The organism is Clostridium sp. UMB9555A (assembly GCF_030222355.1).
GTDB classification, from domain to species: domain Bacteria; phylum Bacillota; class Clostridia; order Clostridiales; family Clostridiaceae; genus Sarcina; species Sarcina perfringens.
Map to the genome: position 1 here is coordinate 737,875 of NZ_JASORQ010000002.1, position 15,298 is coordinate 753,172.

At 26.3% G+C, this 15,298-nt stretch carries 13 protein-coding genes; 2 read left to right on the forward strand and 11 right to left on the reverse strand.

The features are described 5' to 3' along the window. Window positions 1-24 precede the first annotated feature (24 nt). Window positions 25-327 carry a Dabb family protein gene (locus QP548_RS08705; RefSeq protein WP_061426857.1) on the forward strand — a complete coding sequence of 101 codons (303 nt, stop codon included), beginning with the start codon at window positions 25-27 and terminating at the stop codon, window positions 325-327. 144 nt (window positions 328-471) lie between these two features. On the opposite strand, the gene QP548_RS08710 is transcribed toward QP548_RS08705, so the two are convergent. The 4 genes from QP548_RS08710 to cloSI all read right to left on the reverse strand — a co-directional run bounded on the left by QP548_RS08710 (window position 472) and on the right by cloSI (window position 6,903). Continuing rightward, a complete protein-coding gene (locus tag QP548_RS08710; RefSeq protein ID WP_061426856.1) occupies window positions 472-2,010 on the reverse strand; it encodes a glycoside hydrolase family 31 protein in 1,539 nt (512 codons plus the stop codon). 250 nt (window positions 2,011-2,260) lie between these two features. After that, a complete protein-coding gene (locus QP548_RS08715; protein WP_061426854.1) occupies window positions 2,261-4,309 on the reverse strand; it encodes an FtsX-like permease family protein in 2,049 nt (682 codons plus the stop codon). After that, a complete protein-coding gene (locus tag QP548_RS08720; RefSeq protein WP_061426852.1) occupies window positions 4,299-5,066 on the reverse strand; it encodes an ABC transporter ATP-binding protein in 768 nt (255 codons plus the stop codon). The genes QP548_RS08715 and QP548_RS08720 overlap by 11 nt, the downstream gene beginning before the upstream one ends. 268 nt (window positions 5,067-5,334) lie before the next feature. After that, window positions 5,335-6,903, reverse strand: a complete 1,569-nt coding sequence (gene cloSI / locus QP548_RS08725) for a clostripain (RefSeq protein WP_061426849.1) — start codon at window positions 6,901-6,903, stop codon at window positions 5,335-5,337. A 391-nt stretch (window positions 6,904-7,294) separates the two neighbouring features. Between cloSI and QP548_RS08730 the strand changes: the two genes are divergently transcribed. Then, window positions 7,295-7,906 (forward strand): hypothetical protein, encoded by a 612-nt coding sequence (locus QP548_RS08730; protein ID WP_061426848.1) that lies wholly within the window; start codon window positions 7,295-7,297, stop codon window positions 7,904-7,906. Between the two features lie 424 nt (window positions 7,907-8,330). On the opposite strand, the gene QP548_RS08735 is transcribed toward QP548_RS08730, so the two are convergent. The 7 genes from QP548_RS08735 to QP548_RS08765 form a co-directional block, all read right to left on the reverse strand. After that, window positions 8,331-9,041, reverse strand: coding sequence for a Fic family protein (locus QP548_RS08735; RefSeq protein WP_061426846.1), 711 nt, complete (start codon window positions 9,039-9,041; stop codon window positions 8,331-8,333). Window positions 9,042-9,324: 283 nt separating this feature from the next. Beyond that, window positions 9,325-10,335 (reverse strand): sensor histidine kinase, encoded by a 1,011-nt coding sequence (locus QP548_RS08740; protein WP_061426843.1) that lies wholly within the window; start codon window positions 10,333-10,335, stop codon window positions 9,325-9,327. Then, on the reverse strand, window positions 10,332-11,000 hold the full coding sequence (locus QP548_RS08745; RefSeq protein WP_003449171.1) for a response regulator transcription factor: 669 nt from the start codon (window positions 10,998-11,000) through the stop codon (window positions 10,332-10,334). The genes QP548_RS08740 and QP548_RS08745 overlap by 4 nt, the downstream gene beginning before the upstream one ends. Window positions 11,001-11,162: 162 nt before the next feature. Further along, entirely contained in the window at window positions 11,163-12,479 is a 1,317-nt protein-coding gene (locus QP548_RS08750) for an MATE family efflux transporter (RefSeq protein ID WP_061426841.1), read from the reverse strand. 16 nt (window positions 12,480-12,495) lie between these two features. Next, window positions 12,496-12,894, reverse strand: coding sequence for an arsenate reductase ArsC (locus QP548_RS08755; RefSeq protein WP_003477179.1), 399 nt, complete (start codon window positions 12,892-12,894; stop codon window positions 12,496-12,498). Window positions 12,895-13,012: 118 nt separating this feature from the next. Further along, window positions 13,013-13,297 carry an ArsR/SmtB family transcription factor gene (locus QP548_RS08760; protein ID WP_003449190.1) on the reverse strand — a complete coding sequence of 95 codons (285 nt, stop codon included), beginning with the start codon at window positions 13,295-13,297 and terminating at the stop codon, window positions 13,013-13,015. Window positions 13,298-13,665: 368 nt separating this feature from the next. Further along, a complete protein-coding gene (locus tag QP548_RS08765) occupies window positions 13,666-15,294 on the reverse strand; it encodes a PH domain-containing protein (RefSeq protein WP_061426840.1) in 1,629 nt (542 codons plus the stop codon). Window positions 15,295-15,298: the final 4 nt, after the last annotated feature.

The following is a 15,298-nucleotide window of genomic DNA, read 5'->3' on the forward strand; positions in this document are numbered from 1 at the left end:
CATGTAAACTAGGAGATGATTTTTATGATAAAACATATAGTAATGTGGAAATTAAAAGATGAAGCTGAAGGAAATTCTAAAGCCGAAAACGCTAAAATAATAAAAAACTCACTAGAAGATTTAAAAGGAAAAATTAATGAAATAGTTCATATTGAAGTAGGAATAGATGTTAATAAGTCAGAGCAAGCTTATGATGTAGTTTTATATTCAATATTTAATTCTTTAGAAGATTTAGATTCATATCAAAAGAATCCTGACCATGTTAAAGCTGGTTCCTTTGTAAAAAAAGTAGCATCATCAAGAGTTGTTGTAGATTACGAATTTTAAGTTCAAAACATAATAATAAAGCTTACAAACATATTTCGAGAATTACTAGATTTCACTAAGAATTTAAATTCTAAAACTCATCTAGATATTCTTTTCATATTGTTTGTAAGCTTTATAAAAAGTTATTTTAATTCACTTTATTTATTAATTTACTCTTTCAAAAATTAAAATCTCTTCTAATGGTGAATTAAATTCTTTAATCCTTGGCCCTATAATAAATTCATCATTTTTATATTTCCATTTTCCCCTTGGAAAGTTCACCATTCTTTTTCTAGCTCCCTTTTTTATATTAGGTGCTATCATATATTTTTCTCCTAACATAAATTGATCTTTAATTTCTTCTAAATTCTCATTAGGAAATTCATACTCCATATATCTAACTATTGGCTCCCCACTTCTACTAGATTCTTTTGCTAAATCATAAATATATTCTGAGTATTTAACATGCTCCCAAGCTGCTTTTTTACAAATTTCAAAATTTTCTTTAGATAATACTCTCCAAGGTGCTGCTGAAAATTGCATCATTGGCATAAGGGCTGCACATTGAGCATATCGTACAAATAATTCTTCATCTAAATTAGAACTATTTTCTAAAAAGTTAAGATATTCTCCCCCTCCAATCATATCTGGACAAGTATATGAATATCCTAAAATCCCCTGTGCTAACTGATTAGGAATAAGAGATGAAACACCATTATATTCCCAACTATGATTTTTATCTGCTAACCTTTGTACTAAAGGTAATCCTGCACATTGAAAGCAAGCTCTAAACTCATTAAATTCATAGTTCAGTCCTAATAAATCCCAAAGTTTACTATGTTCATTAGCCTCTATTTTCTTATATGTTAAGTCATCATTACTATAAAAACTAGCATCTCCAGCATCAAATTTAAATCCATCAACTCCATATTCTTCAATTAAAAAATCATTTTGATCTAAGTACCATTTAACTGCCTCAGGATTTGTTAAGTCTAGTGCTGCTGAATAACCATTCCACCATTTTTTTATTGAAACAGAGCCATCTTTATTTTTTACTAAACACTCTCTATCTCTTAAATATCTAAATTCTTGTGTATCAGGAGTAATAAAGGGACATGTCCATAACATTACTTTAAAACCTAACTCATGTAATTTATTTATCATCCCCTTAGGATTTTTAAACTTTTCCCCATTAAATTTCCATCTTCCATAATAGTCACTCCATCCATCATCAATCATTATTATTCCCTCAGGCATACCATTTTCTACTATAGAATTAGCATACTCTAATATTTTTTCCTCTCTTTGATCATATAAAAGTTCAATCCAAGTATTATATTGTGGTTTAGTGAAAAAACTCTTAGGTGGTACTTTACCATTAGGCTTAAAAAATTTATTTGCTGCATGTAAAAAAGCTTCTTTTAAAGTTTCTCCCTTTTCATACAATTGTGGAACAGATTTTTCACTTAATATTTCTATAACTCCACTATAAACTTTTAAAACAAATACTGAATCACACCATATATATCTTCCTTTATTAGAAAGCAATATTGTATTAACCTGATTAGGACTCTTATTTGGATATACATCCACTTCATATTTAGAATTAAAATTAAGTGGATATTTTATGCCATCGTTAACTACAGGTCCATACCAATATTCACTTTCATACATTTTAAAAATATAACTTTTTAACTTTCCCATATAACCTACCCTCTCAATTTATTGAATTATACCTTTATAAAAACATAATTTGTAAGATTTATCAATAATTATATTTTAGCTTTTCTTTTCATTTTAAATAACTTTATATTTTCTAGATATTAATGTTACTTTTGATTAATTTATACAAGAAGTTTAATATAAATAATAGGGTAAATATAAATTATATTTTAAATAGAATATAATTTAAGGAGCTTGATTAAATTCAAGCTCCTTAACTATTTTTATTATATTATTTTTGCTTTAAAGCATTTTTTACTGTTGATTTATATCCAGTATATGTTGCATAGAAATATCCACCATAAACAATTACCATTATTAAGGCAGTTACTAAGGATGAGGCTCCTATATCTGGTTTATTAAACATAGTTAGGAATCCATTCACAACCTTTATTGCAACCACTGAGTGAACTAAAGCTACAACTAATGGTAATCCAAAATAAATACTTACCTGTGTAAATATTGATTTATTTATCATCTTTTGAGATACACCAATTCTTCTTAAAGATTTATATCTATCAATACTATCACTAGCTTCTGATAATTGTTGAAGAGCAAGTACTGCAGTACTTGATATTAAGAATATAACTCCTAAATATATTCCTATAAATAATACTGTATTTGTCATTCCATTATTATCTTCATAAATACGTGCTCTTGTATATCCATTTACAAAACCATATTTACTTAAATCAACAATTCCATCTCTATAGTCATTGAATAATTTTTGTACTCTTTGTTCTTCTTCCTTTGAATTTTTAGGGAAGTTTATATTGATTTTATTTGCAATAGGCTTTAAATTAGAAACAATATTATCTGGCACTATTAAAGTGAAAAAGTTATTTGTCATTCCAGTACTTTCAAATGCCTCTTTTATAACTTTTCCCTCTCCAATTAAGGCATTATTGGCAATCTTATATTCCTTACCATCAATTTCTATTTTGTCATTATTTTTAATAATATTTTTTAAAGTATTCTCTACTTCACCTAAGTTAGATGAAATTAATACTTCGTTATTAGATAAACTTACTGATTTTTCACCACTTAAAGCTCTTATATCATTATATGAACTTATACTTATGGCATTTGTTCCCTTGTAAGTCATTGCTTCTACTATATCTTTTATATTTTTACCTTCTGAATTTTTGTTTAATAAGCTTTCTAAATTAGTTTTTTCTAATTTATATTCATTATATGAAACAATTTTATCCTCTGGATTAAATTTAAAGCCTAACTCTTTTATTGACTCTTCAGCAGTTTTTATTTTATTATCCTCATCAACATAATAAGTAGCAGATGCGTCAAATGGAGTTGTAGATTCTAATCCTTTTTCTAAGGCATTTTTAAAACTTAAACCAGTTGCTAATGTACTTATTGTTAAGAATAACATAAGACATATTACTGTCATTGATAAAAAGTTAGTATTTATTTTACTATTCATTTGTCTTAATACAAAAATATTTAATCCTTTTAAGTAAACATTCTTATTTTTTTGTAAAACATATAAAACAAATCCTGCTAAACTAAAGAATAAAAGTAATGTTCCTAAAACTCCTAATACTATTGACCCTAAGAACATACTATTTGTAGGATCTAATCCAACTTTAATTACTAATTTATACGCAACTCCTAATAATCCTAAAGATATAAAGAAGATTATTGCTGTTAATATAGGATTTTTTATTTTTATATCCTCATTTTTCTTAGCAGCTGTTAACATATCTATAAGTTTATACTTTGAAATTACAAAAGTATTAAAAAGCATAACTAAAATAAAAATTATACCAAAGTATAAAATAGTTTTTAAAATAGCATCAGTTGATAATAAGAATTTATAATTGCTTAGAGATACCTCAAATAATTTAGCTGCAAAGGCAGATATTCCTTGAGAAACTATTATCCCTGCTCCTAAACCTACAACTAATGATATAATTCCTACTAGAGCTGTTTCATATGTAAGTATTTTTGAAATTTTGTTTTTTCCCATACCAAGGGTCATATATATACCTAATTCTTTTTTACGCTTTTTAACTAAAAAGTTGTTTGCATAAAGAATTAATCCACCTAAAACACAAGATATAAATACAGATATTCCAGATATTAACCTTTGTAATATGTTTATATATTCAGCCTGTCTTTTTCCAAGTTCTAAAAAGGCTTTTTGATCTCCTACGGAGTTAAATGCATAGAATATACATACTCCAAGAGTTAATGTTAGAAAGTATATTGAATAATCTTTAAAGCTCTTTCTAACATTGTTTAAAGCAATCTTAAAATACATCCCTATCATCCCCTCCAAGAAGTGTTATAACCTCAATAATTCTATCAAAAAATTCTTTTCTTGAATCTGTTCCTCTTACTAATTCATTAAATATTTTTCCATCTTTTATAAATAAAATTCTATGAGCATAGCTTGCTGTGAAAGCATCATGAGTTACCATAAGTATTGTAGCTTCTAAATCTTTATTTAAACTTTCAAAAGAATCTAAAAGCATTCTAGCTGATTTTGAATCTAAAGCTCCTGTTGGCTCATCAGCTAAGATTAATGATGGATTAGTAACAATTGCTCTAGCTGAAGCAACCCTTTGTTTTTGTCCACCTGATATTTGATATGGAAACTTATTTAATATTCCATCTATCCCTAAACTCTTTGCAACCTTTTTAATAAGAGAATCTATTTCCTTAGGCTTTTTACCTTGTATTGTTAATGCTAAAGCTATATTTTCATAAGCTGTTAAGGTATCTAATAAATTAAAATCTTGGAATATAAATCCTAATTCATCTCTTCTAAATTTCTCTAATTGCTTTGCTTTTAATTTTGTAATATCTTTTCCATTAATAACTATACTTCCTGTAGTAACATTATCTATAGTTGATATACAATTAAGCAATGTTGTCTTACCACTTCCTGATGGTCCCATTATTCCAACAAACTCTCCCTTATCAACCTTAAAGTTAATATTGTCTATTGCTTTTGTTATGTTATCTTTGTTTCCATAATACTTTTCTATATTTTCTACACTTAAAATATTTTTCATATTTTGTTCCTCCTCGTTTCATCTTACAATATTATTTTATCCTCTTTAAGAGAAATCACATATTTATTTATCTTTCATAAACCTTACAATGTTGTAAGATTTCCTTAGAAAAAAATGTTTAATAAATAATAGAAGTTCAAATGAGAAAATCATTGTGATATTCAAGATATTATAAAAATTACACAAAAAGAAATAACTCTACTTATAAGGTTTAAGTAGAGTTATTTCTTAACTTAATTTCTTTTATATAATCTTAAGAAATCATCTTTTAATATCTATATCTATTATATCCACCAAGTGAAGTATTATCTTTATCGAACCAAGAATCTAAAAGTTCAAACCAGTTACCAACTTTATTTATTTTTGGATCTAATCCATCTTTACACCATGCTAGTTTTCCATAACCACTTCTTAATCTATAAGCATTAGTGTCTAAAGGATTGTACCATCTTTGAATAGCCCAATGTGGTATTGCTTGTCCTGAATATGGATCATAATAATCTCTATTACCATCAGGAAGGAAAATACTTATACCATTTTTACCTTCTTTGAAATTTTTAAACTCTTTTCCTCCAAATGAATATAAAATTAATTGGTCAACATTTTTCATAACATTCTTTGATAATTTTTTAGTAGTTTCATTAAATTCATCACTTAAGCTAATTTTTTCACATAAATCATATAAATCAAAATATGGATATTCAATCCATTCATATTCATCATGTGCCTTAAAATAATGCATTACTGGTGCATTTTTTCCTGTACCTCTTAAGCTTTCAATAGCATCTTTTTTATTATTTTTACTTAAATTTCTAGCTAAAGCATCAACTGATTTTTTAACTTTTTCAATTTTTGAAAGATCGTAGCAACTTAGTTGTTGACTAGTTACTCCATAGCTATTTACAGAATCACGCTGCTCTTCTACAAACAAGGCACCAAGTTCATTATTTGTAACAAGTGATGGATCAAATATTTTTTCTTTTCCTCCTAAAGTAGAATCAACTTCTCCATTGTCACCTTTAGTAGATCTTAAACGAGAAAATATTTTGTCATATGGATATCCATTTCCCCAAACAACGGGTGCTGATGCTACAAGTGTTTTAGCTTCAAAACTTCCATTATTAGGTCTATATTGATAAGCTACCTCTGAAGTTCCCATTAAACAAGCATCAAATACTAAAACATCAACAGATTCATCCTTAGTTAAAACATCTGAAATTTCTCCAGTATAAAGACAATCTTTGTTGTTACTATCATCCCAGCATATTGCCTTATTTACAGTACTAGCTCTATCTTTATCATCCTTAGCCCCACCACCATGGTTAGACATGATTAACATATACTTATCAGCTTCATAGTTCTTTTTACAAAATTTAACGAATTTTTTTAAAGTATTTGCATCTCCCATGTTAGCTTCATAATTACTTGTAGTAGTTATCTCTGGAAATTCACTTTTCCCACTAATTCTTTCAGCAGAATTTTCACCTATTTTATAAAGTCTTGTGTCTTCAAAATTAGAACCTAACACTTTTGAATCATTAGAATAACCAGGAATTCTATCAACTAATACTATAATATTTAGATTAGGATTATTTTTATAACCCTCTTTCATTTCTTCAATATCATTAAGTATGTACTCTTCTAGGTTATTATCACAATCAGCATATACCATAACCGTTAGTTTTTTATCACCTTCAGTCTTTTCGGCCTCTTTAATTTTCTCTGATACAGTTTTATGCTTTTGTCTTGGAGCAGCACTTACTGTTGAAGCTCCTCCTAATAGAACGCTACCAATGGTAATGGTAGCCATCAATAATGATAACTTTTTCTTAAACATATACATCCCCCTCTGAAAATTAACATTAAGTTAACATTAAGTTAATACTAATTTAATATTAATTTAATATATGAAATTTTCAATACAATTTGCATAACTGGTCAAAATTTATGCATAACTGGTTATAATAATCTATTATTTAAGTTTATAAATATACAAAAAGCATTTAATTTTTGGGGATATTATGAATAGCAAAAAAATTACATAAATACTAACTTCAATACTATTATAAGTTTAAATCAATATAAATATATTGAAAGAAAAAGAATAAAAAATTTTTAATTGACCCAGTTTAACATAAAAAATGACCAGTTATGCACACCCTATTAAAAACGTTTGTAACATTGCTATATAATCTATTTAAAACATATATGTTTAAGGGGGAATATTTATGAAAAGAAAATTAATCGCTTTAAGTTTATCTATTTCTATTTTATCAGGTGCTTTATTTACGTTACCCATTGATAAAAATGTTTATGCAAATGATTTAAAAAATGAAGGTAAGTACCAAGATGAAATTGTTCTTTTGGATGAAGAAATTTATTTAGATAAAGAACAGTTGGAATTATTTAAACAAAATGCATTAGTAGAAGAGAAAAATTCATTAGGCAGGAGCTTTTCAAGCGATTATAATACATATGTTCAAAAATCAGTTTCAAAGTCTGAAGCTATTCAAATAATAAGTGCCTATGATAAAGTAACTGGTATGATAGATAATTTAGGATTTACAATAGGTGGTTCAACTTTAGTAGCAAGCATCTCTAAAAGTTCTAGGTATAGAAATGCAAAGAATTTCATTACTAAATACGGAAGTTGGGGTGGCAATATCATATTAGTAACATCATTCGTTGCATATAAATCTATAGGTAAATTTAAAGGTGAAGTTCAAAATGCTGTATATAAAATGAATTCTTATGATAAATTATTATTTAGAGTAGAATCAGCAACTAATTTACAAGATTCAGGTATGTGTAGATATAAATTAGTTGTTCAAAAGAGGTAATTTATATGTCTAAAAAAATGATTGCTGGAGTTTTCTTTGCAATAGGAATAATGTTCGTTAGTTCGATAAATTCGTTATTTGAAGGAAATTTGTTAATAGGATTATTCAAATCTATATTACTAATTGTATTGTTCTCAGTTTCTTATAAATATGTTTTTGATTAATCTTAAATAATAAAAAATATACTTTCAAAATAAATTAAAAATATTTTCTATGTAAACCATTCTGTCTTATAGCCTTCTCCTGCAAATTAAGTACATAAAGCATAGTTTCCTTCTATTTTGCGTAATGGAAGTCTTTCACCATTTTTACGTACCTAATTCTGCTTTAGTCAGGAGAAGGCTCATACCTATCATATAACTCTGCAACTCCAATTATTACTTTTACATTTTTGAATAGTACGGTATAAATAATTCTTGATTTATTAAAACATATTCCTATTATCTTCAATAAAATCTTTTTGTTTATTCAAATATTCGATTAATGGTCTTACATTATCATTTGTAGATTCACCTAAAGCTTTTTTATATTCAGTTGAACTTTCGCCATTCATATATTTAAGTGGTAATCTATTATCAAGCAATTGTTTTAAGAATATAAATCTACCAATTCTCCCATTTCCATTTTGAAATGGATGTATTCTTTCAAATACCAAATGAAATTTTGCTATTTCTTCTAAAGTTGCTTCTTTTAAATTATTAAATCCATTTATTAAAACATTAAGTTTATCTTCAACTTCCCAAGGATTCGCAGTTTCAAAATTAGCTCCTAATATTTTATTAGCATATTTTTTTAAAACTCCTGCTAATCCTAAATCATATAATCTAGTTTTATACATTAAACTAGCATGCCACTCTTTTAGCATTTCTAAAGTTAAAGGTTTATCTAAACTATCAATAACTAAATCAAATGTATAAAATGAATTAACAGTTTCCTGTACATCATCTAATGTATGAGTTCCTGTAACTATATTTTTTTCCATAAGCATTTGTAAAGCTTCTTTTGTAAATGTACTTCCTTCTATTTTATTAGAATTATAAATAAAATCATATTTTAATATCTCATTTAATGAATTATGAATTCCCTTAGTTTTCTTTAATATTTTTAGAAATTTCTCATAATGTTCATTATTCATTTTAATCACTAGACCTCCATTAACTAAATTCTCATATGTTCTTTAATTTTAAAGTTTATAATACATCCATTAATTATTATAATGCTATTATCTTACTCAATTACTTTTACTAAACTCTTAAAAATATCTAAGTTTCTAATATCTAAATATTATATTTTATTTATAGTATTTCTGACTCTTTATTTTTAGGTTTAACAACACTAAATATCATATAGTTAATCTAAAAATACAATTAGTTTTCATTATTTAAACTAATTGTATTTTTAAATTCAAATTTATTTCATTAATTCGCTATTATAGCATCTCCTATTGGGAAAATTATGCTAACTTCTGTTCCCTCATTTTCTTCTGAAGTTATTTTTAAGCCTAAGCCTAACTTATCACAAAGATTTTTGCATAGGTATAACCCCATACCTGTAGACTTGGTAAATCTTCTTCCATTTTCTCCAGTAAAGCCTTTTTCAAAAACTCTACCTAAATCTTTATTAGGTATTCCAACACCACTATCTTTTATTTTAAGAGTTATGCTATTTTTAGATTTATTTGCAAATATTTTAACTCTACTATTTTTAGAACTATATTTTATTGCATTATTTATAACTTGATTTATTATAAATTCAACCCATTTTTCATCACTATAAACCTTGTAATCTAAATCTTCTAAGTCTATAGCTATTCTTTTGTTTATGAAATCCCTAGAATTTTTCTTAATTACATTTCTTACACTTTTCCCTAAGGAAAATTCTTTTACAATATAATCTTTGCTAACATCTGTACTTCTAGCATAATATAAAGCTTGATCTATATATTCTTCAATTTTCTTTATTTCCTTTTTGATATTTTCACTAGACTCACTCTCATTATTTTCTAAAATAAGCCTAGTGGAAGCTATTGGAGTTTTTATCTCATGAACCCATGTTTCTATATATTCTCTATATTCTTTTTGCTCCAGTATATATTTTTTAACATGCTCATGCATATCTTTGTCAGTTTCTTTTAAAACCTCATATAAAAATTTACCATGATAGAAATTGGGCTCTTCTATTAACTCAGGTAATAAATACTTTTTATCTAAATTATCTAAAATACCACTTATGTTATCATAAAATTTTTTACTCTTGTAAAAATCTAAAATTATATATGTAAAAAGAGGAATAAACCAAAAGCATCCTATTAAGAATATTATTCCTGAACCAATATTGCCTATGAACAATAAAACTGCTATAGTAGCAAAAATTATACAGTTTACAATTAAAAAGAATATTTTATCCTCAAAGTAATCCCTTAGTTTCATGGCATAATATACCCTAATCCTCTTCTAGTTTCTATAGCTCCTTTTACTCCAACCTCTTCTAATTTTTTTCTAAGTCTAGTTACATTTACTGAAAGAGTATTATCATCTACAAAAATATCAGAGTTCCACATATAATCCATAAGATCTTCCCTTGAAACAACATTTCCTTTATTTTTTAAAAGATGTGATAATATCTTAAGTTCATTTTTAGTTAACTCTTCCTCTTTTCCTCTGCAAGAAATTGTTCCATTAGATAAATTAAGCTTTAAATCACCATATGTTAAAACTTCTTGCTCTGATAAAGAATAGGTTCTTCTAAGTAATGAGGCTATTCTAGCTAATAAAACTTGAGTATTATAAGGCTTTGTTATAAAATCATCAGCTCCTAAATTCATACTCATAATTTCATCCATATCACTATCTCTACTTGTAACTATTATTATAGGTACATTAGAATCTTTTCTTATTTCTCTACAAATATGATATCCATCAAAATAAGGTAAGTTTATATCTAATAGGATTAAATCTGAATTATTTTCTTTAACATACTCTAATATATTTTCAAAATCTGTTGGAGCTAGAACTTCATATCCATATCTAGTAAGAAGTTTTGTAAGCTCTTCCCTTATGGTATCTGTGTCTTCAATTATAAGAATTCTCTTCATAATAACCATTCCTTCCATTATAATTAATTTTATAATATCCTTAACAGATAAAATTTTAGTATTACGATTTTATTGTCTTTAATTTATTATATAAAAAAAACTGTATTAAAGCACTTTTTAATTTAAGTTCCATAATACAGTTATAATGAAAAATACTATTAATTACACAATATAGTTTCTATAAATTTTTAATCTATAAATTATACAAGATGTGCTTCCTTTTAATATGTTTGATATTGCAATGCTCCACCAAACTCCATTTATGCCCAAAAACTTTACTAAAACTAAGGCCATAGGAATTCTTAACATAGTAAAGATTATACTTATAGCTGATGGTATTTTAGGAAGTCCTAATCCTGAGAATACTCCATTTGATATCATCTCAAAACTACTAAATATCTGAACTATTCCAAGTACTCTTAAATAACTGCTTCCAATTATTATTGTAGCCTCATCCTTAACAAATAATCCTACTAATAATCCTGGAATACAAATAAATAAGGCTGAAACAAGTATTGAATAGATAGCTCCTAAAAACAAGGCTTTCTTATACCCTTCATTTACTCTATTTAGTTTCTTTGCTCCATAATTTTGTCCTGTAAATCCTGCTATAGCCCCATTTAATCCTCCAATTACCATAAAGCTTACAGATTCTATTTGAAGACCTATTTTCTGAGCTGCTATAGCATCTGCTCCAAAACTAGCTATAATTCTAGCTAATATAATATTCACTAAGGTAAAAAGTACCCTTTGAGATGCCATAGGAAATCCTAATCTTGCTATTTCTCTTACTTTTTCATAGTTTACTTTCTTTTTTAAATCTATTTTAAATATTCCTTTTCCATAATATATATACATAAAAAACATAAGTATATTGGCAAGTAAGGTTGCCACTGCAGCTCCAAAAACACCAAGTTTAAAGATATATATTAATATTGGATCTAATATCATATTTAAAATTATACCTGTAGCACTTATTTTTAAAGCTAATTTATTATTACCAAAGCTAGCTAATATTCTAGTAAAAAGATAATTAAAAAAGCTAAAGAATAATACTGGGGCACTTACAGCTAAATATATATAAGAATCTCTTTCAACTAAGGGATCATTTAAATTTAAAAATCCTATGAATCCTTTTCCAAAAAACACTAATACTAATGCATATATTAGCCCTATAACAAAATTCATTATAAGACCATTTCTTATATAATCCTCTGTCTCTATTTCATTTTTTCTCCCTACTTCATGAGAAACCTTAATTCCAGTTCCCGTAACCACTAAGGCATTTATAGAATATCCTAGTCCTAAAAAGAAGCTTGAAGATCCAATGCTAGCCACTGCACTACTTCCAAGCCCTCCAACCCAAAACATATCTATAAGTCCATAAGCAAACTGAAGGAATGAACTTCCCATAATAGGAAGAGCTAGGGTGGTAAGTACACTTAGTACCTTACCCTTGGTTAAATCTATTTTCTTCATTTACCCTTTCTCCTATTTAAATTTGCCCATTTTTTATACGACTTACTAAATCCTCTACCTTTTCTTTTATTTTATCTCTTGTGTATATAAACTCTTTATCACTCTTTCCACTTGGATCCTCTAAGCCCCAATCTTCCCTATGCTTGCATGGTAAGGTTGGACAAGAAACATTACATCCCATAGTTATAACTATATCTACCTCTGGAATTTCTCTTAATAATTTTGGTCTTTGAGTTAATTCCATATCTACTCCAATTTCTTTCATTATTCTAACAGCATCTTGATTTATTTTATCTCTTTCCTCAGTACCTGCGGAATAACTTTCAAAAACATTTAATCCTAGTATTTTTCCAAAGGCTTCTGCCATTTGTGATCTACAAGAATTATGTACACATATAAAAGCTACTTTCTTCATATTTCTTCCCCTTTTACTAAACTATTTTTCATAATAAACTAATATCTTTTTAAACATTTCAATTCTAATTAACTTAAACTAAATTTCACCATTTATCATATTTCCTAAATAATTCATACTAATCTAAGCATGTTATTATTTCCATAAAAAATAATATAGATTTATTTGCATTATTTAAATTTAAACTATAATGATTCCAAGTTCCTTCTTTTCTACATTTAACAAGTCCACATTCACTTAAAATCTTCATGTGATGTGATAAGGTGGATTGAGATATATCGAAAAACTTCAATATTTCACAAGCACACTTTTCTCCACTTGATAACAAATCTATTATTTTCAATCTATTCGAATCTCCTAAAGCTTTAAAAACCCTTGAATTTATTTCAAACTTATCCTCCATATTTCTTCACTTCCTAATACTAAAACTTTTTATAACTATATTTCATTATAATTATATATCGATAATTGTCAATGTTATATATTTTGAACTTAGGGATAATCCTCAAAATATATTTATAGTTTTTATTTCATTTTTAAATCTCCAATTTTAAAAAAACTAAAAAAAGTTGCAAAGTTAAATTAACTTATACAACCTTTTTATTTCTCCTTTTATGGAATTTTTAGAAAAAGGATTACTAGGAATTGTTATCTCTGACGCATTATATAAACTGTTGTTTCCTTATTTATTGAATATAAATGAACTTGTCTTACTTGATTATGAAGCATTACCTATAGTGGTATTTACTTATTTTGTAGTTACATTTTTTATTATCTTCTATGAATAATTCCTTTAGAACTATTTAATAATACTTCTACATACTTCTTATTCATATAAGGTAAATTTATTTCCTCTGAATTTTCACTATAATAATCAATTACTATTTTACCTATATTATTTTTTTCTTGTATGGGATTTGTATTAAAGCCTACAGCTTGTATGTCCTTCCCCTTAAGAATATGTATTGTTCTAAAGAATCCTCCTGTTACTGCACGAACTTTATTTTCATCAACCTTAAGATTTATATTTCTTCCTTTTAAAATTGATGAAGGAATTATTATAAAACTAATTATATTAATAAGCCATACCCATTTTATTTGTAATATTAAATAGGCTACTAAAGATATAATAAACACAATTAAAACTGGTTTTATAATCATAAATATCTTTCCATGTCTTATTCCTTCTCCCTCATTTTCTATGCTCCACTGAGGTATAAATTCTCTTATTATATTTTGAACTTCTTTAGAATTTCCTATGGGATACATTATTATCTGCTCTTTTCCCTCTCCAGAATAGCCTTTTATAACTACATTTATTTCATATCTTCTTAAAAGTTGTCTTAAAGGATTTGATTTTAATTTTATAAGCTTTATGCTATTTTCCTTAAAAGAAAATTCCTTTGTGCTAAAGAATCCATATTTTATTTTTATATTTTCTCCTTCTTTTAAAAGGGTAAAATTATAATATTTCACAAAATAATATACTGTAGCTATGGCTTTTAATATAATTAAAGCTAAGAATAATCCAACTATTGCAAATATAATCCCTATTTTAGAGGTCTCATTTGCAATATACCCATTTATAACACTATCCACATACTCTGAATTTATAAACTTTTCAATCTTACCCCAAGCATTAAATATAAAAATAATAGCTATAAATAAATTAAAGCTTGTAAATCCATATAAAATTAAATCTTTATTGCTTATTTTCTTTTCTTTAATATTTACTTTTTTACTATTATTTGTATGTACCTTTTCACTCTCATTTATATTTTTCCTATTATTTAAATTACTCTCATAGTCCTCTTTTAACTTTTCAAATTCAGAATCTACAAAACTTTCCCTAAATATATTCTCCTTCAAGTCAAAGCCTTCACTTACTTCGTTATTAAGTTCTTTATTAAATTCTTTATTAGTTCCAAAAGCAAAACTCTTAAGCAAAGCTATATCTTCATCACTTAAGCTCATTTTAATATCTTCTTCTCCAACCTCTCTAGAGGGACTTTCAATTTTTACAATCTTATATCCTAAAATCCTCTCTATTAAGTTTTGTGAAATATCCATAGATTTAAAGCTCTTCTTTGGAATTATTGTAGTATTTTTAGAAAAAATCCCCTTATGATAATGAGCTTCATCTCCTTTTAAAAGCATATACTCCTTCTTCCACTTAAGGATTGAAACTATAATTGCCAAAAGTACTACACCTATTATGACTATGTAAACCCATTGTTTTAAAAATACTACAAATATAATACCTAATCCAAAATCACTTATTATTTCTTTAACTATATTATAAAGTAAACTTCTTACACTATTTTTTATTTCACTGTTATTAAGGCTCTCTTTTTCATAATTACATTGATTTATTTCTTTATTATCTAATTTTTCATTCATAATT

What these genes read in the sequence shown, in the direction of transcription:
- QP548_RS08765 (WP_061426840.1), bottom strand. Translation starts at nt 15,294, where the DNA reads ATGAATGAAAAATTAGATAATAAAGAAATAAATCAATGTAATTATGAA.
- QP548_RS08720 (WP_061426852.1), bottom strand. Translation starts at nt 5,066, where the DNA reads ATGAAAAATATTTTAAGTGTAGAAAATATAGAAAAGTATTATGGAAAC.
- QP548_RS08740 (WP_061426843.1), bottom strand. Translation starts at nt 10,335, where the DNA reads ATGAAACTAAGGGATTACTTTGAGGATAAAATATTCTTTTTAATTGTA.
- QP548_RS08705 (WP_061426857.1), top strand. Translation starts at nt 25, where the DNA reads ATGATAAAACATATAGTAATGTGGAAATTAAAAGATGAAGCTGAAGGA.
- QP548_RS08750 (WP_061426841.1), bottom strand. Translation starts at nt 12,479, where the DNA reads ATGAAGAAAATAGATTTAACCAAGGGTAAGGTACTAAGTGTACTTACC.
- cloSI (WP_061426849.1), bottom strand. Translation starts at nt 6,903, where the DNA reads ATGTTTAAGAAAAAGTTATCATTATTGATGGCTACCATTACCATTGGT.
- QP548_RS08760 (WP_003449190.1), bottom strand. Translation starts at nt 13,297, where the DNA reads ATGGAGGATAAGTTTGAAATAAATTCAAGGGTTTTTAAAGCTTTAGGA.
- QP548_RS08730 (WP_061426848.1), top strand. Translation starts at nt 7,295, where the DNA reads ATGAAAAGAAAATTAATCGCTTTAAGTTTATCTATTTCTATTTTATCA.
- QP548_RS08755 (WP_003477179.1), bottom strand. Translation starts at nt 12,894, where the DNA reads ATGAAGAAAGTAGCTTTTATATGTGTACATAATTCTTGTAGATCACAA.
- QP548_RS08710 (WP_061426856.1), bottom strand. Translation starts at nt 2,010, where the DNA reads ATGGGAAAGTTAAAAAGTTATATTTTTAAAATGTATGAAAGTGAATAT.
- QP548_RS08735 (WP_061426846.1), bottom strand. Translation starts at nt 9,041, where the DNA reads ATGAATAATGAACATTATGAGAAATTTCTAAAAATATTAAAGAAAACT.
- QP548_RS08715 (WP_061426854.1), bottom strand. Translation starts at nt 4,309, where the DNA reads ATGTATTTTAAGATTGCTTTAAACAATGTTAGAAAGAGCTTTAAAGAT.
- QP548_RS08745 (WP_003449171.1), bottom strand. Translation starts at nt 11,000, where the DNA reads ATGAAGAGAATTCTTATAATTGAAGACACAGATACCATAAGGGAAGAG.